Source organism: Curvibacter lanceolatus ATCC 14669 (assembly GCF_000381265.1).
Taxonomy (GTDB): Bacteria; Pseudomonadota; Gammaproteobacteria; order Burkholderiales; family Burkholderiaceae_C; genus Curvibacter; species Curvibacter lanceolatus.
Map to the genome: position 1 here is coordinate 458,538 of NZ_KB906253.1, position 22,603 is coordinate 481,140.

Annotated in this window: 18 protein-coding genes and 1 pseudogene; 9 read left to right on the forward strand and 10 right to left on the reverse strand. The window is 67.5% G+C overall.

Going from position 1 to position 22,603, the window contains the following annotated elements; translation table 11 throughout:
- Positions 1-5 precede the first annotated feature (5 nt).
- Both F624_RS0102200 and F624_RS0102205 read right to left on the reverse strand, forming a co-directional pair.
- The gene (locus F624_RS0102200; RefSeq protein WP_019572620.1) at positions 6-1,352 is read right to left on the reverse strand and encodes an acetyl-CoA hydrolase/transferase family protein; all 1,347 of its coding nucleotides are present in this window, start codon (positions 1,350-1,352) and stop codon (positions 6-8) included.
- Positions 1,353-1,372: 20 nt separating this feature from the next.
- Positions 1,373-3,154, reverse strand: coding sequence for an acyl-CoA dehydrogenase (locus tag F624_RS0102205; protein WP_031253871.1), 1,782 nt, complete (start codon positions 3,152-3,154; stop codon positions 1,373-1,375).
- A 370-nt stretch (positions 3,155-3,524) separates the two neighbouring features.
- Here F624_RS0102205 and F624_RS0102210 point away from each other — a divergent pair, with 370 nt between their 5' ends.
- Both F624_RS0102210 and F624_RS0102215 read left to right on the forward strand, forming a co-directional pair.
- Positions 3,525-5,492, forward strand: a complete 1,968-nt coding sequence (locus F624_RS0102210; RefSeq protein WP_019572622.1) for a PAS-domain containing protein — start codon at positions 3,525-3,527, stop codon at positions 5,490-5,492.
- Positions 5,489-6,232 carry a response regulator transcription factor gene (locus F624_RS0102215; RefSeq protein ID WP_019572623.1) on the forward strand — a complete coding sequence of 248 codons (744 nt, stop codon included), beginning with the start codon at positions 5,489-5,491 and terminating at the stop codon, positions 6,230-6,232. Before F624_RS0102210 ends, F624_RS0102215 begins: the two co-directional genes overlap by 4 nt.
- Positions 6,233-6,296: 64 nt before the next feature.
- On the opposite strand, the gene F624_RS0102220 is transcribed toward F624_RS0102215, so the two are convergent.
- Positions 6,297-7,271, reverse strand: a complete 975-nt coding sequence (locus F624_RS0102220; RefSeq protein ID WP_031253872.1) for a LysR family transcriptional regulator — start codon at positions 7,269-7,271, stop codon at positions 6,297-6,299.
- A gap of 132 nt (positions 7,272-7,403) precedes the next feature.
- Here F624_RS0102220 and F624_RS0102225 point away from each other — a divergent pair, with 132 nt between their 5' ends.
- From F624_RS0102225 to F624_RS34635, 4 genes and pseudogenes are all read left to right on the forward strand, one after another.
- Positions 7,404-8,552, forward strand: coding sequence for an iron-containing alcohol dehydrogenase (locus F624_RS0102225; protein ID WP_019572625.1), 1,149 nt, complete (start codon positions 7,404-7,406; stop codon positions 8,550-8,552).
- A 23-nt stretch (positions 8,553-8,575) separates the two neighbouring features.
- Positions 8,576-9,556: an aldo/keto reductase gene (locus F624_RS0102230; protein ID WP_019572626.1), complete on the forward strand. Its 981-nt coding sequence runs from the start codon at positions 8,576-8,578 to the stop codon at positions 9,554-9,556.
- 29 nt (positions 9,557-9,585) lie between these two features.
- Positions 9,586-10,404: a (R)-mandelonitrile lyase gene (locus tag F624_RS0102235; protein ID WP_019572627.1), complete on the forward strand. Its 819-nt coding sequence runs from the start codon at positions 9,586-9,588 to the stop codon at positions 10,402-10,404.
- Between the two features lie 168 nt (positions 10,405-10,572).
- Positions 10,573-10,768 (forward strand): annotated as a pseudogene (locus F624_RS34635) (SDR family oxidoreductase); the annotation flags it as partial.
- 37 nt (positions 10,769-10,805) lie between these two features.
- On the opposite strand, the gene F624_RS0102245 reads toward F624_RS34635, so the two are convergent.
- From F624_RS0102245 to F624_RS0102265, 5 genes are all read right to left on the reverse strand, one after another.
- On the reverse strand, positions 10,806-11,780 hold the full coding sequence (locus tag F624_RS0102245; protein ID WP_245573537.1) for a cyclase family protein: 975 nt from the start codon (positions 11,778-11,780) through the stop codon (positions 10,806-10,808).
- Positions 11,781-11,925: 145 nt separating this feature from the next.
- The gene (locus F624_RS0102250; protein ID WP_157443276.1) at positions 11,926-12,933 is read right to left on the reverse strand and encodes a Bug family tripartite tricarboxylate transporter substrate binding protein; all 1,008 of its coding nucleotides are present in this window, start codon (positions 12,931-12,933) and stop codon (positions 11,926-11,928) included.
- 63 nt (positions 12,934-12,996) lie between these two features.
- Positions 12,997-14,502: a flavin-containing monooxygenase gene (locus F624_RS0102255; protein ID WP_019572631.1), complete on the reverse strand. Its 1,506-nt coding sequence runs from the start codon at positions 14,500-14,502 to the stop codon at positions 12,997-12,999.
- Between the two features lie 34 nt (positions 14,503-14,536).
- Complete coding sequence (locus tag F624_RS0102260) at positions 14,537-15,397, reverse strand: alpha/beta fold hydrolase (protein ID WP_019572632.1); 861 nt, start codon at positions 15,395-15,397, stop codon at positions 14,537-14,539.
- Between the two features lie 112 nt (positions 15,398-15,509).
- Complete coding sequence (locus F624_RS0102265) at positions 15,510-16,298, reverse strand: SDR family NAD(P)-dependent oxidoreductase (protein WP_019572633.1); 789 nt, start codon at positions 16,296-16,298, stop codon at positions 15,510-15,512.
- A 204-nt stretch (positions 16,299-16,502) separates the two neighbouring features.
- Here F624_RS0102265 and F624_RS0102270 point away from each other — a divergent pair, with 204 nt between their 5' ends.
- Positions 16,503-17,303, forward strand: a complete 801-nt coding sequence (locus F624_RS0102270; protein WP_019572634.1) for an IclR family transcriptional regulator — start codon at positions 16,503-16,505, stop codon at positions 17,301-17,303.
- A 54-nt stretch (positions 17,304-17,357) separates the two neighbouring features.
- Positions 17,358-18,206, forward strand: coding sequence for a 3-ketoacyl-ACP reductase (locus tag F624_RS0102275; protein WP_211224126.1), 849 nt, complete (start codon positions 17,358-17,360; stop codon positions 18,204-18,206).
- Between the two features lie 109 nt (positions 18,207-18,315).
- Here the strand turns inward: F624_RS0102275 and F624_RS0102280 are convergent, their stop codons facing one another.
- Both F624_RS0102280 and F624_RS0102285 read right to left on the reverse strand, forming a co-directional pair.
- A complete protein-coding gene (locus F624_RS0102280; RefSeq protein WP_019572636.1) occupies positions 18,316-19,767 on the reverse strand; it encodes an aldehyde dehydrogenase in 1,452 nt (483 codons plus the stop codon).
- A 24-nt stretch (positions 19,768-19,791) separates the two neighbouring features.
- Positions 19,792-20,565 carry a coniferyl-alcohol dehydrogenase gene (locus F624_RS0102285; RefSeq protein WP_019572637.1) on the reverse strand — a complete coding sequence of 258 codons (774 nt, stop codon included), beginning with the start codon at positions 20,563-20,565 and terminating at the stop codon, positions 19,792-19,794.
- Between the two features lie 202 nt (positions 20,566-20,767).
- On the opposite strand from F624_RS0102285, the gene F624_RS0102290 reads away from it, so the two are divergent.
- Positions 20,768-22,588, forward strand: coding sequence for a sigma-54-dependent Fis family transcriptional regulator (locus F624_RS0102290; RefSeq protein WP_019572638.1), 1,821 nt, complete (start codon positions 20,768-20,770; stop codon positions 22,586-22,588).
- Positions 22,589-22,603 lie beyond the last annotated feature (15 nt).

Sequence of the window (22,603 nt, forward strand, 5' to 3'; positions counted from 1 at the left end):
TCCCCTCAAAGCACCCGCTGCGAGCGCCGCCACACCCCCAGGCGGGCGGCTTCCTGGATCAGCTGTTCCCGGAAATCCGGGTGGGCGATGTTGATCAGGGCCTCGGCCCGTTGCCAGGTGGATTTGGCCTTGAGCTGGGCACAGCCGAACTCCGTCACCACGTAATGGACCAGCGAGCGTGGGCAGGTCACGATGGAGCCCGCCGACAGGGTGGGCACGATGCGCGAGGCCAGCGTGCCGTCCTTCTTGCGGTAGGTGGAGTTGACGCAGATGAGGCCCTTGCCCCCCTCCGACTTGTAGGCGCCGAGGATGAAGTCCAGCTGCCCACCGGTGCCCGAGATCTGGCGCGGCCCGGCCGACTCGCTGGACACCTGGGTGAACAGGTCGATCTCAATCGCGTTGTTGATCGCCACCACCTTGGGATTGCGCCCGATCACGCAGGGGTCGTTGGTGTAAGACGCCGGGTAGATGGCCGCCGCGGGGTTGTTGTGCAGAAAGTCGTAGAGCTTTTGCGAGCCCATGGCAAAGGTGTAGACCATCTTGCCCCGGTCCAGCGTCTTGCGTTTGCCGGTGATGCGGCCCGCTTCGTACATGTCCACATACGAGTCGGCCAGCATCTCGGTGTGCACCCCCAGGTCCTTCAGGTCGCTTTGCGCGATCAGTGCACCCACGATGTTGGGCAGGGCACCGATGCCCAGCTGGATCGTGCAGCCGTCTTCGAGCAAGCCCATCACATGGCCCGCGATCGCGGTGTCGGCGGCGCCGGCCTGGGTGGGCGGCAACTGCAGCAGAGGGCTGTTGGGGCCTTCGATCACGCCATCGACCGCGCTGAGGTGGATGCCCTCGTCCAGCCCGCCCAGGCAGCGCGGTGCACGGGTGTTCACCTCCAGCACCACCTGGCGCGCCTTCCTCAGGTAGGCGGGCGTGAGCGAGCAGCTGGTCGACAGGTTGAAGAAGCCGTGCTCATCCATGGGCGTGACTTGAACCACCGCCACATCGGGTTCTTCGTACAGCATCACGTTTTGCGGGCCCTGGTGGTAGCACAGCGGGATGTAGCTGGCCAGGCCCTTCTCGGCCGCCTGACGGGCCAGGCCCGAAAAATGCCAATCGTTCCAGACAAAGGCCTCGCGCTGGGGGTCGGCCTCCACGCACTTCAGCGGTTTGGCACGCGTGGTGGTGATCAGGTTCACGTCCCGCAGTTCCCTGCCGCGCAAGGCCAGGGCCGCGTCAAAGGCTTCCACGCTCTGGGCAAACTCGCCCATGAACACGGTCTGGCCCGATTGCACCAGGGCGGCCGCGGCCTCGGCACTCAGGCGTTTTTGCTGGTACAGCGTCTGCAAGTCTTGTGTCATGTCGGCTTGTTGGCTGCAGTTCAGAAGAGCTCGGCCGGCATGGCCTGGGTGTTGGCGCCCGCGTTGACCACGGCGCAGGCCAGGGCGTCTGCCAGCGGCAGCAGCGACTGGGCATAGAACACGGCGGTGTGCACCTTGGCTTCGTAAAAGGCCGGGTCTTCGTTGCGCTTTTCCAGGGCCACCATCAGGGCGCGGGCCATCTGCCAGCCACACAGCACATAGCCAGCCAGCTTGAGGTACGTCACCGCGCCGGCGTAAACCGCCTTCGGCGCGGTTTTGCCATGGGCCAGCACGTGCTCGATCACCGCCTCCAGCGCCTGCCGTGCCGGGCTCAGTGCGGCCCGCATCAGTGCGCATTCAGGCTCGCCGTGCACGGCCAGGTCTTCTTCGGTGCTGGCCACCCAGGCACACAGCTGGCGGGCCATGGCGCCGCCGTCGCGCAAGGTCTTGCGGCCTACCAGGTCATTGGCCTGGATGGCGGTGGTGCCTTCGTAGATGCTCAGGATGCGCGCATCGCGGTAGTGCTGGGCGGCGCCGGTTTCTTCGATGAAGCCCATGCCGCCGTGCACCTGCACGCCCAGGCTGGTCACGTCCACGGCCAGCTCGGTGCTGAAGCCCTTGACCACCGGCACCAGGTAGTCATACAGCGCCTGGTGCTGGGCCCGCCGCTGCGCATCGGGGGCGTGGTGGGCCAGGTCGCTGGCGGCGGCGGTCACGTAGGCCAGGGCGCGCTCGCCCTCGGTGAGGGCCCGCATGGTCAAGAGCATGCGTTTCACATCGGGGTGCTCGATGATGGCCACCGGCCCGGTTGACCCGGCCAGATCGCGGCTTTGCAAGCGCAGGCGAGCAAAAGCGACCGCCTGCTGGTAGGCCCGGTCGGACACCGCAATGCCCTGCATGCCCACCGCAAAGCGCGCGGCGTTCATCATGATGAACATGGTCTCCAGGCCCCGGTTCTCTTCGCCGACCAGTTGGCCGATGGCCCCGCCGTGCTCGCCAAATTGCAAGACCGCGGTGGGCGAGGCCTTGATGCCCAGCTTGTGTTCGATGCTGATGCAATGCGCGTCGTTGCGCTCGCCCAGGCTGCCGTAGGGCCGCACCAGGAACTTGGGCACCACGAACAGGCTGATGCCCTTCACCCCCTCGGGCGCGCCCGGCACGCGGGCCAGCACCAGGTGCACGATGTTCTCGGCCATGTCGTGTTCACCGTAGGTGATGAAGATCTTGGTGCCGAACAGCTTGTAGCTGCCGTCGTCCTGACGCTCGGCGCGGGTGCGCACGGCGGCCAGGTCCGAGCCGGCCTGGGGCTCGGTCAGGTTCATGGTGCCGGTCCATTGGCCCGAGATCATCTTCTCGAGGTACAACTGCTTGAGCGTGTCGCTGCCGGCGGTGAGCAGGGCCTCAATTGCGCCATCGGTCAGCATGGGGCACAGGGCAAATGACAGGTTGGCTGCGTGCAGCATCTCCATGCAGCCGGTGGCGATCAGCTTGGGCAAGCCCTGGCCGCCGTGTTCAACCGGGTGAACCACCCCTTGCCAGCCCCCGGCCGCGAACTGCTCGAAGGCCTGCTTGAAGCCGGGCGTGGTGCTGACCTCGCCGTCCTTCCAGGCCGACGGGTTCTTGTCTCCGGCCACGTTCAAGGGCGCCACCACGCCCTCGCAGAACTTCGCGGATTCCTCCAGCACGGCTTCGGCGGTTTCGCGACCGTGGTCCTCGAATCCAGGCAGGGCCGCGATGCCGTCGAGGCCGGCCAGGTGTTCCATCACGAACAACATGTCCTTGAGGGGGGCTTGGTAAGTCATGTCTCTCTCCAGAGTGTCTTGGGGTGTTGGGGGGCGTCAGGAGGGGCGTCGCGTAGGGCTGCGATCAACGCAGGCCCGGGCGGCAAGCGGCTGGCCGCGCTGACCCTGTGTCTGGGCGGGCGCTGGGCACGCGCCGTGTCGTGTTGGCTTGCGCGCGCCTGAGGTGCGTGGCTGGATCGCCTGCCTTCAGGGCGGCCATGCCATGGCCATGGGGCTGCTTCATAGGTCTCCGGCTTTTTCTTGTGAGGCCGGATCTTCCCCGAACATGTTTGCAGCAGTTTTTGGCAAATGTGACGAATGTTTGCATGCAGCGGTGGCCCCCGACCTTGCTTCTACAATCCGGCAGGCCCGCGTTTCAACTGCGCAGGAGATGCCTTTGAATACGCTGTTCCCCGCTGAGTCCCCGCGCCCTGCCGAGCCCTTTCCCCCCTTGTATGCCGCGCTGAGCCGGGTCGAGCAAGGCTTCACCCTGGTGGATGAGGAGCTTCGCCTGCTCGCCTGGAACGAGGCCTTTGTGCGCCTGCTCGATCTGCCGCCGGCCCTGGTTCAACGGGGCAGCCCGCTGGAGGCGGTGATTCGCTTCAATGCGGCACGCCACCAAGATGGGCCCGGTGATGTGGAGGCCCTGATCCAGGAGCGCCTGCGTGTGGCGCGGCGCGGTGAGCCCCACGCCTTTGAGCATGTGGCCCCCTCGGGCGCGGTGCTGCGCGTCACCGGGGTGAGCGTGCCGGGCCACGGCTTTCTGACCGTGTACACCGATGTCACCGAGCAGCGCAGTGCCGAGCAGCTGATCCGCGATCAAAACGCGTTGCTGGAGTCCCGCGTGGCCGAGCGCACCACCGAGCTGCGGCGCAGCGAGGCGCAGATGCGCCTGATCACCGACTCGATCCCTGCGCTGGTGGCCTACTTTGACCAGCACCGCAATTACCGCTTCATCAACCGGGGCTACCAGGACTGGTTCGGTCTGGACCCCAGCCAGCCGGACAAGGTCAGCGCCCGCGAGTTCCTGGGCCTGGAGACCTACACCCAGATCAAGCCCAATGTGGCCCAGGCCCTGCAGGGCAGGGCGGTCACCTTCGAGTACCCCATCCACACCCTCGATGGCCGCACCCTGATGGCCCGGACCACGTTGATTCCTGAATTGAATGCCGAGGCCGCAGTGATCGGCTGTTTCGAGCTGACCTTCGACATCACCGACGAGCGCCGCGCCCAGGAGCTGCTGATCCAGGCGCAGAAGATGGAGGCCCTGGGGCAACTCACCGGGGGCCTGGCGCACGATTTCAACAACATCCTCATGGTCGTGCTGGGCAACCTCACGGCGCTGGCGGAACAGGCGCCGGCACAGGCCTATGTGGGCGAGTACATCCACCCCGCCATCGAGGCCGTGCGCCGTGGCACCAAGCTGATCCGGGGCTTGCTCACCTTTTCGCGCAAACAGGCCATCGAGGCCCGCATCGTCGACCTCAACCCTCTGGTGAGCGGCGTGCAAGACCTGGTCAAGCACACCCTGCCCAGCACCCAGGCCTTGGTGACCGATGTGAACCCCAGCCCGATCCTGGTGTCGGTGGACCCGCAGCAGTTGCAGAACTCCCTGTTGAACCTGATCCTCAACGCCCACGATGCCACCGCCGGCCAGGGGCGCATCGAGCTGCGCAGCACGCGCCGGCAGCTCGATGCGCCTCAGGCTTCGCACCTGGGCCTGGCACCCGGCGCCTATGCCTGCCTGCAGGTCAGTGACAACGGCTGCGGCATGGAGGCCAGCACCCGGGCCCGGGTGTTCGAGCCCTTCTTCACCACCAAGGCGGCCGGCCAGGGCACGGGCCTCGGCCTGTCGATGGTGTATGGCTTTGTGCGGCAAAGCGGTGGCGGCATCGACATCCAGAGCAGCCCGGGCAAGGGGTGCTGCGTCAGCCTCTGGCTGCCGCTGGCCGCATCCGGTGCGGTGGCCGACGCCGCAGAGCCCGTGGTAACGGTGCCCCCGCCCACAACGGCCGGCCTGGCCCTGTTGGTGGATGACGACCTGCAGGTCCGCATCACCGTGCGCCGCCTGCTGCTTGACCTGGGCTACGCGGTGCTCGAGGCCGAAAATGGCGCCGAGGCCCAGGACATCCTGGACCAGACGCCCGGCATCCAGCTGCTGCTGTCCGACATCGTGATGCCGGGCGCCATCGATGGCCGCCAACTGGCACGCTATGCCCGCCAATCCGGCGAGGTCGCCCACATCCTGTTGATGAGCGGGTACGCCGCTGAAGCCGAGAACCCCCTGGACGTCCCCTTGCTGGCCAAGCCCTTTGGCAAGGCAGAGCTCAGCGCCGCCCTGCGGGAGATCGGTGCATGACGCGGCCAGCGAATCCAGCCAATTCAGCGGAGGGCAGCCAGGCCCAGCCCCTGGTCTATGTGATCGAGGACGACGAGGCCGTGGCCCGCATCGTGACGCGCAGCCTGGCCGAGTTTGGTTTTGCCACCGAATGGTTCCGCGACGGCGGCTCGGTGCTGCGCCGCTTGAAGCAGGCACAGGCCGACCTGTGCATCGTCGACCTGGGTTTGCCCGACATCGATGGCATCGAGCTGCTGCGGCAGATCGGCCTGCAATCGAGTTGCGGTCTGTTGGTGCTGACCGGGCGCGGCCACATGATCGACCGGGTCATGGGGCTGGAGCTGGGCGCCGACGACTATGTGGTCAAGCCTTTTGAGCCACGCGAGCTGGTGGCCCGGGTGCGCAGCATTCTGCGCCGGCGCCGAGCCCAGGCGCCTGCGGCAGAGGCCGCGCGACACGCCCATTTTGCGGGCTGGACCTTCGACAGCTCGGCCAACACGCTGACCGGCAGCGACGGTGCGGCGCACCTGCTGGGCGTGGCCGAGGCCGAGGTGCTGCGCGCCTTTCTGCTGCGGCCGCACCAGATCCTGAACCGGGAGCACCTGCTGGCCCAGCGCGACCTGTCGCCGGCCGACCGCACCATCGACGTGCGCATCTCGCGCCTGCGCAAACGGCTGGAGGCCGACCCACAGAACCCGAAGATCATCAAGACCGTGTACGGTGCGGGCTACATGTTCATGGCGCCGGTCAGCTGGCGTTGACGGTGGCATTGACGGTGGCTTTTGGGGGCAAAGCGCGCGCAGTGTCCCTCAGCTGCGGGCTCCATCAGCGGCCTGTTGTGTGGCCTGCCACACCCCGGGCATGGGCCTGGGCCAGTTCAGCGGGCGTGAGCACAAAGGCCGGGCTGTCACTCAGCCGTTCCACCGCAATGTCGATGAAGCGACGCACCCGGGCCGGCTGGGCCACACGGCTGCCGTAGTACAGGTGAAGGCTCAGGCTGTCCGACAGGTGCTGGGGCAGCAGGGGCACCAGGCGGCCGGCGCGGAGGTGGGCTGCCACGGTGGGCACGGCCAGTTGGGCAATCACCTCGCCGGCCAGCACGGCGCGCAGTTCGAAGGCCTCGTCATTGGTGCTGAACGCCGGCCGGATGGCCTGGTCCTGGTCGCTGTCCCCGACGCGCACACGCCACGGCGCCACGCGAGCGTCTGAGGAGCGCCGGAACCCGCTGCAACGGTGGGCGCTCAGCTCCCCCAGGCTGCGGGGCAGGCCGTGGCGACGCAGGTAGGACGGGGCAGCACAGATCAGCAGTTGCATGGCAAACAAGCGGCGCGCGATCAAGCCCTCCTCGGGTGGGTGCCCCAGGCGAAAGCCCACGTCCACCCGGTCTTCCACCCAGTTGCCGATGCGGTCGTCCAACTGCACATCGGGTTGTACCTCGGGGTAGAGCCGGCAGTACTCATCGAGCACCGGGCCGATGATGGGCTGCAGCACGGTGCGGGGACCCACGATGCGCAGGGGCCCAGCCACCTCCTCCCGGGTGTGCCGAGCCCCCTGCAAGGCCTGCTGCAAGCCCTGCAGCGCGGGCTGCACCGACTCCAGGAAGCGCTGGCCTTCCTCGGTCAGCGACAGGCTGCGCGTGGTGCGGTGGAACAGGCGCACCCCCAGGTGCTGCTCCAACTGCCCCAGCGCCTTGCTGGCCGCCTGCGGGGTAATCTGCTGGGCCGCTGCCGCCTTGCTCAGGCTGCCCAATTCAACCGAGCGGACAAAGGTGGTGATCGAGCGCAGTTCGTTGATGGCCATGGTCATTTGGCATTTTTACAACCAACAGTTGTAAATCATTCAACCTATTGCTGTCTAGTCGGATGCGGGTGTGCTGCCTAAAGTACGGCCATCGCGGTGCAGCAGGACGCTGCCCTTCCTCAGGAGCCTCCCATGGACAACTTCACCTACTACAACCCCACCAAGATCGACTTCGGTACCGGCAAGGAGCAGTTGATCGGCCAGCACCTGGCCGAGCACGGCATCCGCAAGGTACTGCTGGCCTATGGCAGCGAACGCATCAAGCGCGACGGCCTGTTCGACACTGTGAGCCAGAGCCTGGCCGCCCAGGGCGTGGCCTGGGTCGAGTTCGGCGGCATCGTCAGCAACCCGCTGATCTCCAAGGTGCGCGACGGCATCGCGCTGGCGCGCCAGCACCAGGTGGAGGCCATCCTGGCGGTGGGCGGCGGCTCGGTGCTCGACAGTGCCAAGGCCATCGCGGCTGGCGTACCCTACCAGGGCGATGTGTGGGACCTGTTCATCGGCAAGGCCTCCATCGACTCGGCCCTGCCGGTGTTCGACATCCTGACCCTGGCCGCCACCGGCAGCGAGATGAACAACGGCGCCGTGGTCACGCACGACGAGACCCGCGAAAAGTTTGCCATCGGCTCGGTGCATACGTATCCCCGGGTCTCGATCGTCAACCCGGCGCTGATGCAGACTGTGTCGCGCGATTACCTGGTGTACTCGGCCGCCGACGTGATCGCCCATGCCATCGAGGGCTACTTCACGGCCACGGTGCAGCCACGCTTCCACTCGCGCCTGGTCGAGGCCATCCTCACCACGGTCATCGAAACCACCGAGACCCTGCTGGCCGAGCCCGAGAACTATCCGGCCCGCGCCGAGTTCGCCTGGGCCGCCACCCAGGCGCTGAACGGCTTGGTCTATTCGGGCACGGCAGGCTTCAGTTACCCCAACCACATGATCGAGCACGCGCTCTCGGCCCTGTTCAACGTGCCCCATGGCGCCGGGCTGTCGGTGGTGATGCCGGCCTGGATGAAGTGGTACCACGGCCGCAACCCGGCCCAGTTCACCCGCTTCGCCCGCCATGTGTTCGGCGTCGACACGCCGGAGCAGGGCATTGCCGCCCTGGAGCGCTGGTTCGACAAGATCGGCACCCCCACGCGCCTGTCGCAACTGGGCATCACCGAGGGTGACCTGCCCGCCACGATCGAGAACGTGCTGGGCCATGCCAAGTGGTTTGGTGTGGCCGATCTCTACACCCGTGATGTGGTGCGCACCATCCTCCAACTCGCGCTTTGAACTCATAGCAGCCAGGAAACCTCATGAAACAACGTCAATTGGGCCGCAGTGGCCTGCAAGTCTCGGCCCTTGGCATGGGCTGCATGGGTTTGAGCTTCGGCTACGGGCCGGGTGTCGATCGCGCGGCTGCCGTGCAACTGATCCGGCAGGCGGTCGACCGTGGCGTGACCTTCTTCGACACCGCCGAGGCCTACGGCGCACTGAACGAAGAAATGGTGGGCGAGGCCCTGGCGCCGGTGCGTGACCAGGTCGTGATTGCCACCAAGTTCGGCTTCAAGGACGGCAACGCCATGTCGGGTGTGGACAGCCGCCCCGAGCGCATCCGTGCGGTGGTCGACAACTCGCTCAAGCATTTGCGCACCGACCGCATTGACCTGCTCTACCAGCACCGGGTCGACCCCCAAGTGCCGATGGAGGATGTGGCCGGCGCGGTGAAAGAGTTGATCGCCCAGGGCAAGGTGCGCCACTTCGGTCTGTCCGAGGCCGGGCCCGAGTCGATTCGCCGGGCCCATGCCGTGCAGCCCGTGGCGGCCCTGCAGAGCGAATACTCGCTGTGGTGGCGCGAGCCCGAGCAGCAGATCCTGCCGCTGCTGGAGGAGCTGGGCATCGGCTTCGTGCCCTTCAGCCCCTTGGGCAAGGGTTTTCTGACCGGGGCCATCACGGCCCAGACCGAGTTCAGCCCCGATGACTTCCGCAACGTGGTGCCGCGCTTCAGCGTCGAAGCCCGCCAGGCCAACCAGGCCCTGGTGCAGGCCCTGAGCGACATCGCGGCATCGCGCCAGGCCACCCCGGCCCAGGTGGCCCTGGCCTGGCTGCTGGCCCAGCGTCCCTGGATTGCACCGATTCCTGGCACCACCAAGCCGCAGCGCCTGGACGAGAACCTGGCCGCTGCCGACCTGCTGCTCAGCGCTGACGACCTGAAGCGCATCGCCGAGGTGCTGGAGCGCGTCCCCGTGCAGGGTGCCCGCTATCCTGAGCACCTGGCCGCTCGTGTCGGGCGCTGATCACCTCCAACCCTTTCAAGGAACACCCCATGAACCCCCTCTTCACCGCTGGCGGCCTGCCCCAGGCCTCGCCCGATGCCGCCTTGGCCGCTGATGCTGAACTGCAGATCACCCGTGCGGGCAGCCGTCCTGTCAATGCGGCCCCTGAGCAGTACTTCACCGGCCGCGTCAGCGTCGAGATGCTGCAGGTACCCAGCGGCGAGGAGCGCAGCTCGGCGGGCGCGGTCAGTTTCAAGCCTGGCGCTCGAACCCACTGGCACAGCCACCCGCTGGGCCAGACCCTGATCGTCACGGCTGGCGTCGGCCGCATCCAGCGCTGGGGTGGCCCGGTGGAGGAGATCCGGGTTGGTGACGTGGTGCACATCCCGCCCCACACCAAGCATTGGCACGGTGCAGCCTCCGACAGTGCCATGACCCATACGGCGATCACCGAGGTGCTGAACGGCAGTGCCGCCGACTGGCTGGAGGCGGTGACCGACGCGCAATACCAGGAGCGCCCGGCACCTGTCGTGGCCAGCGCCCCGGCGGCGCCATCTCAGGGCCAGCAGCTGTTCGGCGACATCGCGCCCCAGTTTGCCCAGCTGACGGACGAGGTGCTGTTCGGCAACGTGTGGGCCCGCCCGGGTCTGTCGCAGCGCGATCGCAGCCTGATCACGGTGGCCGCGCTGATCGCCATGAACCGCCCCGATCAACTGCGCGGCCACCTGGCCCGCGCGCGGGCCAACGGGCTCAGCGATGCCGAACTGATCGAGGCCACCACCCACCTGGCCTTCTATGCCGGCTGGCCCAGCGCCGTGACCGCCATTGGCGTGGCGCGCGAAGTCTTTGCGGCCGACGACAAGCGCTGAGCCGGCGAACAGCCAGGCTTGCCACACCTGTTTTGTGAAGGCGTCTATGATGAAAAAAGAAGTCGTTGTGGTGGTGGGTGCAGGCTTCATTGGCCAGGCCATTGCCCGTCGGGTGGGGGCTGGCAAGCACCTGGTGGTGGCCCATCTGACCCAGGCGCATTCCGAAGAGGCTTCCGCGGTGCCGGCTACCGATCACATGATGGAGGCCTGCGCCGTGGGCCGTGCCGGCACCCCCGACGAAGTGGCCAACGTGGCCGCCTTGCTGATGGGGCCAGACGGCAGCTTCATCACCGGCAGTGATTTTTTGATGGATGGCGGCGTGACGGCGGCCTACCGCTTTGGGGCGCTGGCACCAGTGGCCTGAAAAGGGCCGTGCCCAGGCCCGGCGCCGGCCCCTGCGCTCAGCGGATCGCCACCGGGTTCACCACGGCCTGCACGCCGCCGGCATAGCGCGGGGTGCCCAGCACGAACATGAACTCCCAGGCCTGGTCGCGCACCAGCTCGTCGGTGCGCACGTACTCCAGGATGTAGGTGCCGTTGCGGGCCAACAGGTGCTGGTGGATGTCGAAGGCTTCGTTGCCCTTTTCGTTGGGCAGCACCTCGACCGCCCAGTTGTCGGCGCCCACGGCCACCACGCCAAGCTCGGTGAGGTAGCGGGCGCCATCCAGCCCCAGGCCCGGTTCCCCGGCCAGAAAGCGGGCATTGTCCTGCCCGATCAGGCCCAGCCAGCCGGTGTGCAACAGCACCACATCGCCCCGGCGCAGTAGCACCCCCTGGCGGCGTGCGGCGGCCTGCAGTTCGGCGCGGTTGAAGGCCTGGCCTTCCTTCAGGCGTTCGCTGCCGAAATAGCCGGCCATGTCCAACACCACGCCACGGGTCACGAATGGGGGAATGCCCTCGATCCCCAGCCGGGTCAGACCAGTGGCGGTCACAAAATCGCTGGCTTTGTTGCCGTTGTAGTAGACGTTGTCGATGCCCACATGCCCCAGGCCGTCGATCTGGGTGCCCACGGCCACCCAGGCGGCCAGGATGTCGTCGTTGTAGCTGGATTTGCTCTGCCCCAGGGTGGCCCCGCCCACCTGGCCGGGCTGCACCACAGTCATGCGAAAGCTGCGTGGCGCCAGGGCCGGGGTGTCGGGGGTGGTGGGGATGGCCAGCGAATAGGTCTTGCCACTGCGCACCAGGCGGCTGGCCTGCAGAGCCAACTCGGGGCTCAGGTAGTTGGCCGCACCGATCTGGTCGCCAGCGCCGAAACGTGAGGGCGCCGGGGTGGGGCCATCATGGGCCAGGGCGGGGGCCTGCATGAGGCCGCTGAAGCCGCTGAGCGCGGCGAAGGCCACTGCGGTGGCCCAACGGGTGGAAATCTTGCGTCGCATGGTGTTGTCTCCTCTTGACCCGGGTCGGGCCGGGCTTCTGTGCTTGAAAGATAGGCCTCGGATGAGGCCCGTGTTGCCTGGCTGCACCCGATGGGGTGCGGCCGAGGGTTGAGCGCCTCTGCGCCAAGAGCGCAGGCCGTGGCATTCAGTCGGCGGTGAACCCCGAGGCCTTGATCACCGGGCCCCAGCGCTTGGCAGCCTCATGGCCACGCTGGTTCAGCTCGTCGGCACTCTTGCCGACCGGCAGGGCGCCCAGCACCATCAGGCGCTCGCGCACTGCGGCCTGGGCCATTACCTGGGCCAAGGCCTGGTTCCAGCTGCCGACCACCGTGGCCGGTGTGCCGGCCGGGGCATACAGCCCGTTGAAGCCCATGCCGCTGATGCCGGGGTAGCCCAGTTCGGCAAAGGTGGGCACCTCGGGCACCTGAGGCATGCGCTGTGGCGAAGACACGGCCAGCAGGCTCACCTTGCCGGCCTTGTACTGCTCCAGCACGCTGCCCAGCACGTCGATGCCACAACTCACCTGGCCGCCCATCAGGCCCAGCATCAGCGGGGCGCTGCCCTGGTAGGGCACGTCCTCCAGCTTGACGCCGATGGTCTTGCCCAGCGCCATGCCGAAGAAGTGGTGCGGCGCGCCGCGCGCCGGCACACCGTACTGGGCGCGCTCGGGGTTGGCCCGGGCCCAGGCGATGTACTGGGTCAGGGTCTTGACCGGGGGCTCGCTGCCCGCTACCAGCACAAAGGGGAATTCGCTCACCGTGCCCACCGGCACCAGGTCTTTGGCAGGGTCGTAGTTGAGCTTGCTGTAGGTGAAGGGGTACAGCGCGGTCAGCGCATCGGGGCCCAGCATCAACACGCTGCCGTCGGGCTTGGCGCCGCGCAGCAAATCGACGGCCAGGCGCCCGCCGGCGCCGGGGCGGTTGTCCACCAGCACCGGGCGCTTCAGGACGGTCTTGAGCTCATTGGCCAGCAGGCGGGCCACGGCGTCAAAGGCGCCACCGGCCGGAAAGCCCACCAGAATGCGCGCCGGGTTGCTGTCCTGTGCGCGCACAGGCAGGGCGGCCATTGAGCCCAGGGCGGCCAGGAGTGCATGCCGGCGGCGCAGGCCAGGGTGCGGCGGGGTGTGGGTTGAAAAGGTGTTGGGTGTACTCATGTCGTTGTCTCTGTGGGTCTGGGTCTGGTTCTGGGTCGGGTTGCGAAGCGGGCCTGGTGGATGTCAGGTCGAGGGCGTCGCCGGGGTGGGGTGGTAGCCCTCGGGGTGGAAGTGCCCGTTGGCGTCGCGGAAGGCGTGGGCGTAGTCGGGCCAGACCAGGGTCAGCCGGCCGCTGCGTGGGTCCACGTACCAGCTCTTGCAGCCACCGGCCAGCCAGACCGTGCCCTGGCTGCGCTGGTGCAGGGCGTCCATGTAGGCATCCTCGGCCTGGGCATCGGCCTCCAGCACCGCGATCTGTTGCTGGCGCATGTGGTCCAGGGCTTCGAGCAGGTAGTCGACCTGGGCCTCGATGATGTAGACCACCGAGTTGTGGCCCAGGCCCGTGTTCGGCCCGTTGAGGATGAACAGGTTTGGAAAGCCATTCACGGCGATCGAATCGAAGGCTTGCATGCCCTGGTCCCATTGGGCATCCAGGCTGTGGCCTGCGCTGCCGAACACCCGCTTGGCAAACGGCGGTCGGGTGGCTTCGAAGCCGGTGGCCAGCACCAGCACGTCCAGCGTGTGGGACGCGCCGTTGGCAGCCACCCCCTGCGAGCCTTCCACGCGGGCCAGGGCCGAGGCCTCCAGCGTCACGTTCGGGCGGCTCAGGGCGGGGAAGTAATCGTTCGAGATCAGCAGGCGTTTGCAGCCCACCTCGTAGTCAGGGGTCAGTTTCTGTCGCAGCACGGGGTCGCTCACCTGGCGGGCCAGGTGGCCCAGGGCCAGGTCCTTGGCCTCTTGCAGGTAGCGCGGCACATTGCGGCGCTGGGCAAAGTTGTACTCGCCGTTCCAGAAGAACTCGGATCGCAGTGCGTGCATGCGTTCAGGGTCTCGGGCAAACAGGCGCTGTTCAGCGGCGGTGTAGGCGCGGTCGGCACGCGGAATCACGTAGGCGGCGCTGCGTTGGAACACCACCAGCTCGCTGGCCACTTCAGCCATCTGGGGCACGACCTGGATGGCCGAGGCCCCCGAGCCCACCACGCCGATGCGCTTGCCCTTGAGCTCGGCCTGGTGGTTCCAGCGGGCCGAGTGGAAGACCTCGCCGGTGAAGCTGTCCAGGCCGGGCACCTCGGGCAGGCGCTCGTCGGCCAGGTGGCCGGTGGCGGTGATCAGCACTTCGGCCTCGAAGTCGCCGTGGTTGGTTTCAATCACCCAGCGGCGGCACTCGGCCTGCCAGCGCGCCGCCAGCATGTCGGTGCCGAAGCGGATGTGGGGCAGCAGGCCGCTTTCGCGGGCGCATTCGCGCAGGTATTGCTGGATCTCGGGGCCGGGCGAAAAAACACGCGACCAGTTTGGGTTGGGGCGGAAGGAGAACGAGTACAGGTGCGAGGGCACATCGCAGGCGCAGCCTGGGTAGTCGTTGTCGCGCCAGGTACCGCCCACGTCGGCAGCGCGTTCCAGCACCAGAAAATCGGTGTCACCGCGTTGGCGCAGGCGCATGCCCAGGCCCAGGCCGGCAAAGCCGGCGCCGATGATGATGAGTCGTGCCTGGCGCGAGGCGCTGTCAGGGGTGGAATGGGAGGAGGTCATGGAGAAGGGATCCGGTTCTGAAGAGGTGGTGGGTTCAGGGGCGGGTGGCGGGGATGCGCGTGCCGGCGGCATGGGCGGTGGGGGCCCGGGTGAACTGGTCGATGGCGTGGAACAGCTCGGCCGGTCGCTCGAAGACCACGGCGTGGCCTGAGGCCAGCTCCAGGTAGCGGGCGTCCTCGATGGCGCCGAACAGGGCCTGGCTGTGTTGGCGAGGCACCATCTGGTCCTCGCTGCAAGCGATGACCAGGGTGGTGGCGCGGATGCGCTCCACCAGCGCCGTGATGTCGACCCGGCTGTTCAGGGCCATCTGGCGGTCCACCCAGGGCGACAGGGGAATGGCGCTGGCCGCGGCCTGCATGTCGGTCAGGCTGCGCGCCTGCATGAAGGCCGGGCTGAAGGCGCAGAACGCCATGTACTCGCGCAGCACCTCAGTCTCACCCACGGTCTGGCGCAGGGTGCGCCAGACATGGTTGCGCAACTGCTGCTGCGTGTCGGTCTTGATCCAACCCGCCACCAGCAGCAGCTGCTGCACACGTTCGGGGTGCAGGCCTGCCGTGGCCGCCGCCACCACCGCGCCCAGCGAGTAACCCATCAAGGCAAAGGACTGGTCCGGGCCCAGCAAATGGCGCGTCACGGCCATCACCTGGGCGACCAGGTCTTCCACCGTCAGTTCAGCCTGCTCCTGCCCGGGGGCCGGGCTCAGATCCAGGGCGATCACGCGCTGGCGATAGGCCAGCATCGGAAACAGGTAGCCGAGATGGCTGTTGGTGTTGCCGGCGGTGCCGTGGATCAGCAACAGTGGCAGGCGCCCGCTGTCGTGGGGGCCGGCATCGTAGTAGGGCACGCGGGCGCCATCGATCTCGACGGCGCCGCTGGGTTGCAAGGCAATGCTCATGGACGTTTTCCTTTTTGAAGGCGAAGTGATGCCTTCCCACCCTCAGGGCGGGCTGATGCATCGAACGAGAAAAGAGAAAGGCGGGGCAAGCCCGCGTGGCTGGGTCGGGTGCTCAGTAGGTCGCGCGGCCACCCGAGAGGTCGAACACCGCCCCGGTGGAGAAGCTCACCGCCGGGCTGGCCAGGAACAGCACCATTTCGGCCACCTCTTCAGGCTGGCCAGCGCGGCGCATCGGAATGCGGTCCAGCAGCTGTTGTTTGAGCTCGGCGCTGAACCATTCGCTGTGCAGCATGGGCGAGTCGATCAGGGCCGGGGCGATGGCATTGACGATCACCCCCTGGGTGGCCAATTCCTTGCCCAGGGTCTTGGTCATGGCAATCACGCCTGCCTTGGCCGCCGCGTAGCCACCGCTGAGCGGGTGGCCTTCCATGCCAGCGGCCGAGGCCACGTTGACGATGCGGCCATATCCCGCCGCCACCATGTGGGGCACCAGGGCTTTGCACAGGTAGAACTGGCTGCTCAGGTTCAGTGTCAGGTCGCGTTGCCAGTCGTCCAGCTCGATCTCCCACAGCGGGCGCATGGCGCTGCCGCGCCCGGCGTTGTTGATCAGGATGTCGAGTCGCCCAAAGTGCGCCAGCGCCTGGGTCAGCACCTGCGCTCCCAGCGCGGGGTCGCACACATCGGCCGCCAGGGCCAGGGCCTGGCCTCCCTGGGTCTGCAGCAGGCGGGCGGTCTCCTGGGCTGACGCGGCGTCCAGGTCCAGTGCCAGCACGGCGGCGCCGGCCTGGCTCAGGCGCAGGCAGCTGGCGCGGCCAATGCCACCCCCTGCGCCCGTCACCACCGCCACCTGGCCGGCCAGAGGGGCGGCTGTGCAAGGGGTCGTTTGCAAAGGGTCAGCCATGGCACTTTCCCTTCATAAAAAGTCCGTTAAACGGAATATAAATTCTGGGTTTTATCCATCTCAAACAGCGGTGGTTCACGCTTTGTCTCCGTGCATTCACTATGATCAATGTCAACGATGTGAAAAATTCTAGGACAGGCGGTTCAGATGAATTCACTTAATAAGTCCGTTAAACGGAATATCGAAAAAACAGGAGACCTTGCCATGACGGATGCATGGAATGAAGACCCGGCCGAGGATGGCCAGAAGACCCAGGTGGTGACCCGGGTGGCCGAGCTGCTGTTGCGCATCTCGCGCGAAGGGCCGCGCGGAGCCCGCCTGAAGGACTTGGCACTGGACACCGGCATTGCGCGCTCTTCGGTACACCGTCTGCTGGGCGAACTGTGTGCCGTCAAGCTGGTTCAGCAGGTGGCAGATCGCCGCTACACGCTGGGATCGGCGATGTTCTCGCTCGGTCTGTCGGCGCCCAGCCCGATACGTGACTTTCAGCGCCTGCGCGCCCTGGCCCAAGGGTTGGCCGACGAGTGCGGCGATGTGGTCTACCTGAGCCTGCGTCAATTCCACGGCGTGCATTATCTGGTGCGCGCCGAGGGCGACTACCCCATCCGCACCCACCTGGTGAGCGTGGGGGAGACCAAGCCCTTCACGGCCAGCTACTCGGGGCTGGCCTTGTTGGCCCACATGGACGAAGAGGCTCAGCGCCAGGCCCTGAACCGACTCGCCCTGGATGCCCCGGCCGATTGGATCCAGGCTCATCGAAGCCGACTCGAGCGCAGCCTGCGTGAGCACCTGGCCGATGCCCTGCAACAAGGCTATTGCGCCGGGCCCAACACCGTGATGCCCGGTGTGGCCGGCATGGCCGCCGCCGTGCCCTCGCGCAGCCAGAAGCCCTACATGGCGCTGTCGATCTCGGCCATCGAGCACCGGCTCAACCCGGACCGCGTGCAGGCCCTGGCACCCAGCCTGCTCAAGACCGCAGCGCTGATGAGCGAGTGGATCGACTGACCCGCTCACGCTCTGCTTTTTGTTCTTCTTTCAACGACCACATCCCTTTTTTCCATGAACACCCACTCTGCACCGGTTCTCGCCACTTCTTCCGTCACATCCGGGCCTTCGGCCATGCAGGCCCGCAGTCGCCCTGTGGCGGTGGTCACTGGCGGTCTGCAAGGGTTGGGGCGGGGCATCACGGTGCAATTGGCCCGCGATGGCTTTGACGTGGCCGTGCTTGACCTGGCCGACGCGGCCTCGGTACCGCTCGAATCATTGGCCGTGCCCGAGGCACCCGAGGCGCGCATCCATTACCAGCGCCTGGACATCGCCGATCTGGCTGCTCACGAGGCCGCGCTGGCGGCCGTGCAGGCCACGTTGGGCCCGCTCAGCTGCCTGGTCAACAACGCCGGGATCGCAGCCCGTCCGCTGACCGATCTGCTGGCGCTGAGCCCGCAAGCCTTTGATCGTTCGGTGGACATCAACCTGCGCGGCACCTTCTTCCTGAGCCAGGCCTTCGCCCGGCACCTGATCTCCCACCCGGCCGCGGCAGGCAGCTACCGCAGCCTCGTCTTCATCACCTCGATCGCCGCCGAGATGGCGTCACCCGACCGGGCGCAGTACTGCACCACCAAGGCGGCCCTGTCCATGGTCAGCCGCCTGTTTGCATTGCGCCTGGCCGCTGAGCAGATCCATGTGCACGAGGTGCGCCCTGGCTTCATGCGCACGGCCATGACGGCTTCGGCCGGCACCGAGGTGATCGATCGCTGGATGGAGGAGGGCCGCGTGCCCCAGCGCCGCTGGGGCACGCCCGAAGACGTGGGTCTGGCCGTCAGCACCCTGGCGCAGGGGCGTCTGCCTTACATGACCGGCCAGCCCTTGTGGGTGGCGGGTGGTTTGAACATCGCACAGGCGACCTGATGGGGTGATCTGAAGGGGTTGGGGTGTCTGCGCGCGCGAGAGACGCTGCTGAGCGGCACCCTGGCCGGGCCAGTGCGGCCCGGTGTGGCCTGGCCAGGGCTTGCGAGACTCAGAACGGATAGTGGCGCGGGCCCGTTTGCAGCGTGATCCAGCGCAGCTCGGTGAAGGCCTCCATGCCGGCCCGACCGCCAAAGCGGCCCCAGCCGCTGCCCTTGACGCCGCCAAAAGGCATCTGGGCCTCGTCGTGTACTGTGGGGCCGTTGATGTGGCAGATGCCCGACTCGATGCGCTGCGCCACGCGCCAGCCGCGGGCCGTGTCACGCGTGAAGACGGCGGCCGACAGCCCGAAGGGGTTGTCATTGGCGCAGGCCACGGCCGCATCTTCGCCTGCCACCCGCACCACGCCCTTCACCGGGCCGAAGCTCTCTTCGCTGTACAGGCGCATCGCCGGCGTCACATGGTCGAGCACCGTGGCGGGCATCAGGGTGCTGTCGGCACGGCCGCCGCACACCAGGGTGGCGCCGTGGGCCAGGGCGTCGTCGATCAGGGCGTTGCAACGGTCCACCGTGGCCTGGCCCACCACCGAGCCCAGCACGGTCGGGCCCAGGCGGGGGTCGCCCAGGGGCAGGGCGGCGGCGCGCGCCGCGAAGCGGGCCACGAACTCGTCGGCCACGGATTCATCCACCACGATGCGTTCGGTGGACATGCAGATCTGCCCCGAATTGGCGAAGGCGCCGAAGATGGCGCCGTTGACCGCAGCCTCCAGGTCGGCGTCATCGAGCACCAGCAGGGGGGCCTTGCCGCCGAGTTCCAGCACCGAGGGCTTGAGGTACTTGGCGCAGGTGGCGGCAATGATCTTGCCCACATGGGTGGAGCCGGTGAAGTTGACGCGCTTGACCGCGGGGTGGGCGATCAGGGCCTCGACCACGGTGGCGGCGTCGGCCGGTGCATTGGTCACAAAGTTGACCACCCCCGGGGGCAGGCCTGCCTCCTGCAGGGCCTGGATGATCAGTCCGTGCGTGGCCGGGCACAGCTCGCTGCCCTTGAGCACCACGGTGTTGCCCATGGCGAGCGGCACGGCGATGGCGCGCACGCCCAGGATCACCGGCGCGTTCCAGGGCGCGATGCCCAGCACCACGCCGGCCGGCTGGCGCACCGCGGTGGCCAGACTGCCCGGCAGGTCGGAGGGGATCAGCTCGCCGCTGACCTGGGTGGTCAGGGCGGCGGCTTCCAGCAGCATGTCGGCCGCCAGATGCACATTGAAGCCCGCCCACAGGCCGGAGGCGCCGGTTTCGCGGGCCATGGCCTGGGCAAAGGCATCGCCCTGGGCCTCCAGAGCGACGGCGGCCTTCATCAGCAGCTTGCGTCGCTCGCCCGGGCCCATCGCGGCCCAGGCCGGGAAGGCCTTGGCGGCGGCATCGGCGGCAGAGCGGGCGTCGGCGGCGCTGGCCGCCGGGGCAGTGGTGGCCAGCGAGCCATCCAGCGGGTTCAGTCGTTCAAAGGTGCTGCCGTCAGCGGCGGCCACGGTCTGGCCATCGATCAGCATGGAAATGGTGTTCATGTCGGGGTTTCCTGTTTCGGCGGCTCAGAGCCCGTTCATCTGGCACAGCACGTTGGCGTACATGCCGCCATCGGTGGGGATGTTGGTGCCACGGATCCAGCCCGAGGCGTCGGACAGCAAGAAGGCCACCACGGGGGCGATGTCGGCCGGGGTGCCGGGGCGGTCCATGGTGCGCATGTCCTCTTCGGCGCGCGCGCCCAGGGTCTCGATGAAGTCCTGCAGGATGGGGGTGTCGACCGGCCCCGGGCTCACGGCGTTCATGCGGATGCCCCGGGCGCGCCAGGTCCAGCGGTTCTGCAGGGTCCAGCCAATCAGCGCCTCCTTCGAGAAGAAGTAGCTGCGCGCGCCCTCGATGCCATGCTGCTGACAGAACGCATCCACTTCGTCAAAGCCCAGGCCGTCGCTGGCCAGGATGGTGTCCTTGGCATCGGCCCAGCCCAGGCCGGCCAGCGATGCCAGGTTGACGATGGCGGCCCCATCGGCCAGCTTGGGCAGCAACTGGGTGGTCAGGTACTTGAGGCCGACCAGGTTCACCCGCAGCACGGCGGGTGCCGGGCGGGTGGGGGGCAGACCGGCAATGTTGGCCAGGCCGTTCAGCCCCTGGGGCAGGGCGGAGACCAGCGCATCGATCGAGTCCTGGCGCGACAGATCAGCCTGCACAAACTGGCCCGAGAACTGGGCTGGGCGCTGGATGTCCACGCCGATGACCTCGGCCCCCTGCCGGGTCAGCAGGGCGGCGGTGGCGGCGCCGATGCCCGATGCGGCGCCGGTGACGATGATTTTCTTGTCTTCAAGCATGATTGACTCCGTTGTCGTGATGAAAAGAATGCGTGGACTGCATTGCAATCGCGGTGCCAGTTCTGGCTGCGAAAAAAGTCGTTCCAATTCAAGGGCTTGTCGAAGGTGATCCGCAGAAACCCTGAATCAATACCCGTTTGCTTGATTAAAATTTAATGATCAAAAATAGATCAATGACGCTGCTTGACCCGGCGCTGTCGCCATGAAAAAAACACCCCCTCGCCTCAGCCTCGCTGCCTTGCAGGACAGCCTGCTGCAGGCGCGCAGCAGTGCCGACTTCGACGAAGGCGCGGCCCCCACGCAACGCGACCTGGCCGAGACGCTGACGTTTTCTCCCGGCGATGGCCGCATCTGGATGAACGACCAGCGCATGCTGCTCTGGCAGTCGTCCACCTATGGGTCGCTGCGCCGCGAGCTGATCGCCAGCCTGGGCCAGGAGCAGGCCCGTTCGCTGTTGACGCGGGTGGGTTATGCCGCGGGGGCCCGCGACGCCGAGCTGGTGCGCCGCATGTGGCCCGACAGCGACCCGGCCAACGCCTTTCATGCGGGGCCGAACCTGCACCGGCTGGAGGGCATGGTGCGGCCCGAGACCATTCGTTTCGAATTCGACATCGCCCGCGGCGACTTCTTTGCCGACTTCTGGTGGCATGACTCCAGCGAGGACGATGAACACATGGCCGCCTTCGGCATCGGCACCGAGCCGGCCTGCTGGATGCAGGTGGGCTATGCCAGCGGCTACGCCAGCGCCTTCATGGGCAAGCTCATCATCTACCGCGAGACGGCCTGCCGCTCCATGGGGGCCGAGGCCTGCCGCATCACCGGGCGCCCTGCCGACCAGTGGGACGACCCCGAACTGGACCCGCATTACTTTCTGCCCGATGCCTCGGCACCCCGGGTCCGGGGCTTCAGCCCCGGGGCCAGCCTCAGCGCCACGGGGGCGCCGAAGGCCCCCGCCGCCACCGTTCTGGGGCTTGGCGCCGACGCGCCCGAGCCCATCGGCATCTCCTCCAGCTTCAGCGCCGCCTGCCACCTGATCCAGCGCGTGGCGCCCACCCAGGCCACGGTGTTGTTCACCGGGGCCTCGGGCGTGGGCAAGGAGCTGTTTGCCCAGACGCTGCACCGCATCAGCCCGCGGGCCCAGCGGCCCTTTGTAGCCATCAATTGCGCAGCCATCCCCGAGACCCTGATCGAGTCGGAGCTGTTCGGGGTGGAGCGGGGGGCCTTCACCGGGGCCACGGTGTCGCGGCCCGGGCGTTTCGAGCGCGCCCATGAAGGCACCCTTTTCCTCGACGAGGTGGCCTCGCTGAGCTATGTGGCCCAGGGCAAGCTGCTGCGCGCCTTGCAGGAGCGCACGGTCGAGCGGGTGGGGGGCACCCGGTCCATCCCGGTCAATGTGCGGGTGCTGGCGGCCAGCAACGTCGATCTGCGTGACGAGGTGCGGGCCGGGCGCTTCCGCGAAGACCTGATGTTCCGCCTCAATGTGTTCCCTATTGCCTTGCCGCCCTTGAAGGAGCGGCGCGATGACATCCCGCTGCTGATGGAGCATTTTCTGCAGCGCTACGTCGCCCTGCACCAGCGCGAGGTGCCGGGCTTCACGGCGCGCGCGGTCCAGGCCCTGCTGCGCTACGACTTTCCGGGCAACATCCGCGAACTGCAGAACCTGGTGGAGCGCGGCGTGATCATGGCCGAGCCTGGCGAGCCGATCGATGTGCACCACCTGTTCCGGGGGGGCGAGCAGTTGTCGCACGAAGCCCTGGGCCTGGATGCCAGTGGCCAACTGACGCAGGTGCCGGCCCCGGTGCTGACGCTTGACCCCGAGCCCACCCGGAATGCTCGGCGATCGCCGCCTGCTGCTGCGGGCAAAGGCACTGGGGGCGGCAGCGATGCGCATGCCGCTGCCGAGCTGCAGCGCTACCGCAAGGCCTGGGTGGCGGCGCGCCACAACGTGGCCGAGGCCGCCCGGGCGCTGGGCCTGAGCCGCGCCCAACTGGCCTACCGCCTCAAGCGGGGTGGGCTGCTGTGAGCCGGGCGGCCTGAT

Excerpts from the sequence above, each read along its gene's own strand:
- F624_RS0102235 (WP_019572627.1), top strand. The coding sequence starts at position 9,586 with ATGAACCCCCTCTTCACCGCTGGCGGCCTGCCCCAGGCCTCGCCCGAT.
- F624_RS0102210 (WP_019572622.1), top strand. The coding sequence starts at position 3,525 with ATGCCTTTGAATACGCTGTTCCCCGCTGAGTCCCCGCGCCCTGCCGAG.
- F624_RS0102215 (WP_019572623.1), top strand. The coding sequence starts at position 5,489 with ATGACGCGGCCAGCGAATCCAGCCAATTCAGCGGAGGGCAGCCAGGCC.
- F624_RS0102275 (WP_211224126.1), top strand. The coding sequence starts at position 17,358 with ATGAACACCCACTCTGCACCGGTTCTCGCCACTTCTTCCGTCACATCC.
- F624_RS0102260 (WP_019572632.1), bottom strand. The coding sequence starts at position 15,397 with ATGAGCATTGCCTTGCAACCCAGCGGCGCCGTCGAGATCGATGGCGCC.
- F624_RS0102200 (WP_019572620.1), bottom strand. The coding sequence starts at position 1,352 with ATGACACAAGACTTGCAGACGCTGTACCAGCAAAAACGCCTGAGTGCC.
- F624_RS0102250 (WP_157443276.1), bottom strand. The coding sequence starts at position 12,933 with ATGAGTACACCCAACACCTTTTCAACCCACACCCCGCCGCACCCTGGC.
- F624_RS0102290 (WP_019572638.1), top strand. The coding sequence starts at position 20,768 with ATGAAAAAAACACCCCCTCGCCTCAGCCTCGCTGCCTTGCAGGACAGC.
- F624_RS0102225 (WP_019572625.1), top strand. The coding sequence starts at position 7,404 with ATGGACAACTTCACCTACTACAACCCCACCAAGATCGACTTCGGTACC.
- F624_RS0102265 (WP_019572633.1), bottom strand. The coding sequence starts at position 16,298 with ATGGCTGACCCTTTGCAAACGACCCCTTGCACAGCCGCCCCTCTGGCC.
- F624_RS0102255 (WP_019572631.1), bottom strand. The coding sequence starts at position 14,502 with ATGACCTCCTCCCATTCCACCCCTGACAGCGCCTCGCGCCAGGCACGA.
- F624_RS0102230 (WP_019572626.1), top strand. The coding sequence starts at position 8,576 with ATGAAACAACGTCAATTGGGCCGCAGTGGCCTGCAAGTCTCGGCCCTT.
- F624_RS0102280 (WP_019572636.1), bottom strand. The coding sequence starts at position 19,767 with ATGAACACCATTTCCATGCTGATCGATGGCCAGACCGTGGCCGCCGCT.
- F624_RS0102285 (WP_019572637.1), bottom strand. The coding sequence starts at position 20,565 with ATGCTTGAAGACAAGAAAATCATCGTCACCGGCGCCGCATCGGGCATC.
- F624_RS0102270 (WP_019572634.1), top strand. The coding sequence starts at position 16,503 with ATGACGGATGCATGGAATGAAGACCCGGCCGAGGATGGCCAGAAGACC.
- F624_RS0102220 (WP_031253872.1), bottom strand. The coding sequence starts at position 7,271 with ATGGCCATCAACGAACTGCGCTCGATCACCACCTTTGTCCGCTCGGTT.
- F624_RS0102245 (WP_245573537.1), bottom strand. The coding sequence starts at position 11,780 with ATGCGACGCAAGATTTCCACCCGTTGGGCCACCGCAGTGGCCTTCGCC.
- F624_RS0102205 (WP_031253871.1), bottom strand. The coding sequence starts at position 3,154 with ATGACTTACCAAGCCCCCCTCAAGGACATGTTGTTCGTGATGGAACAC.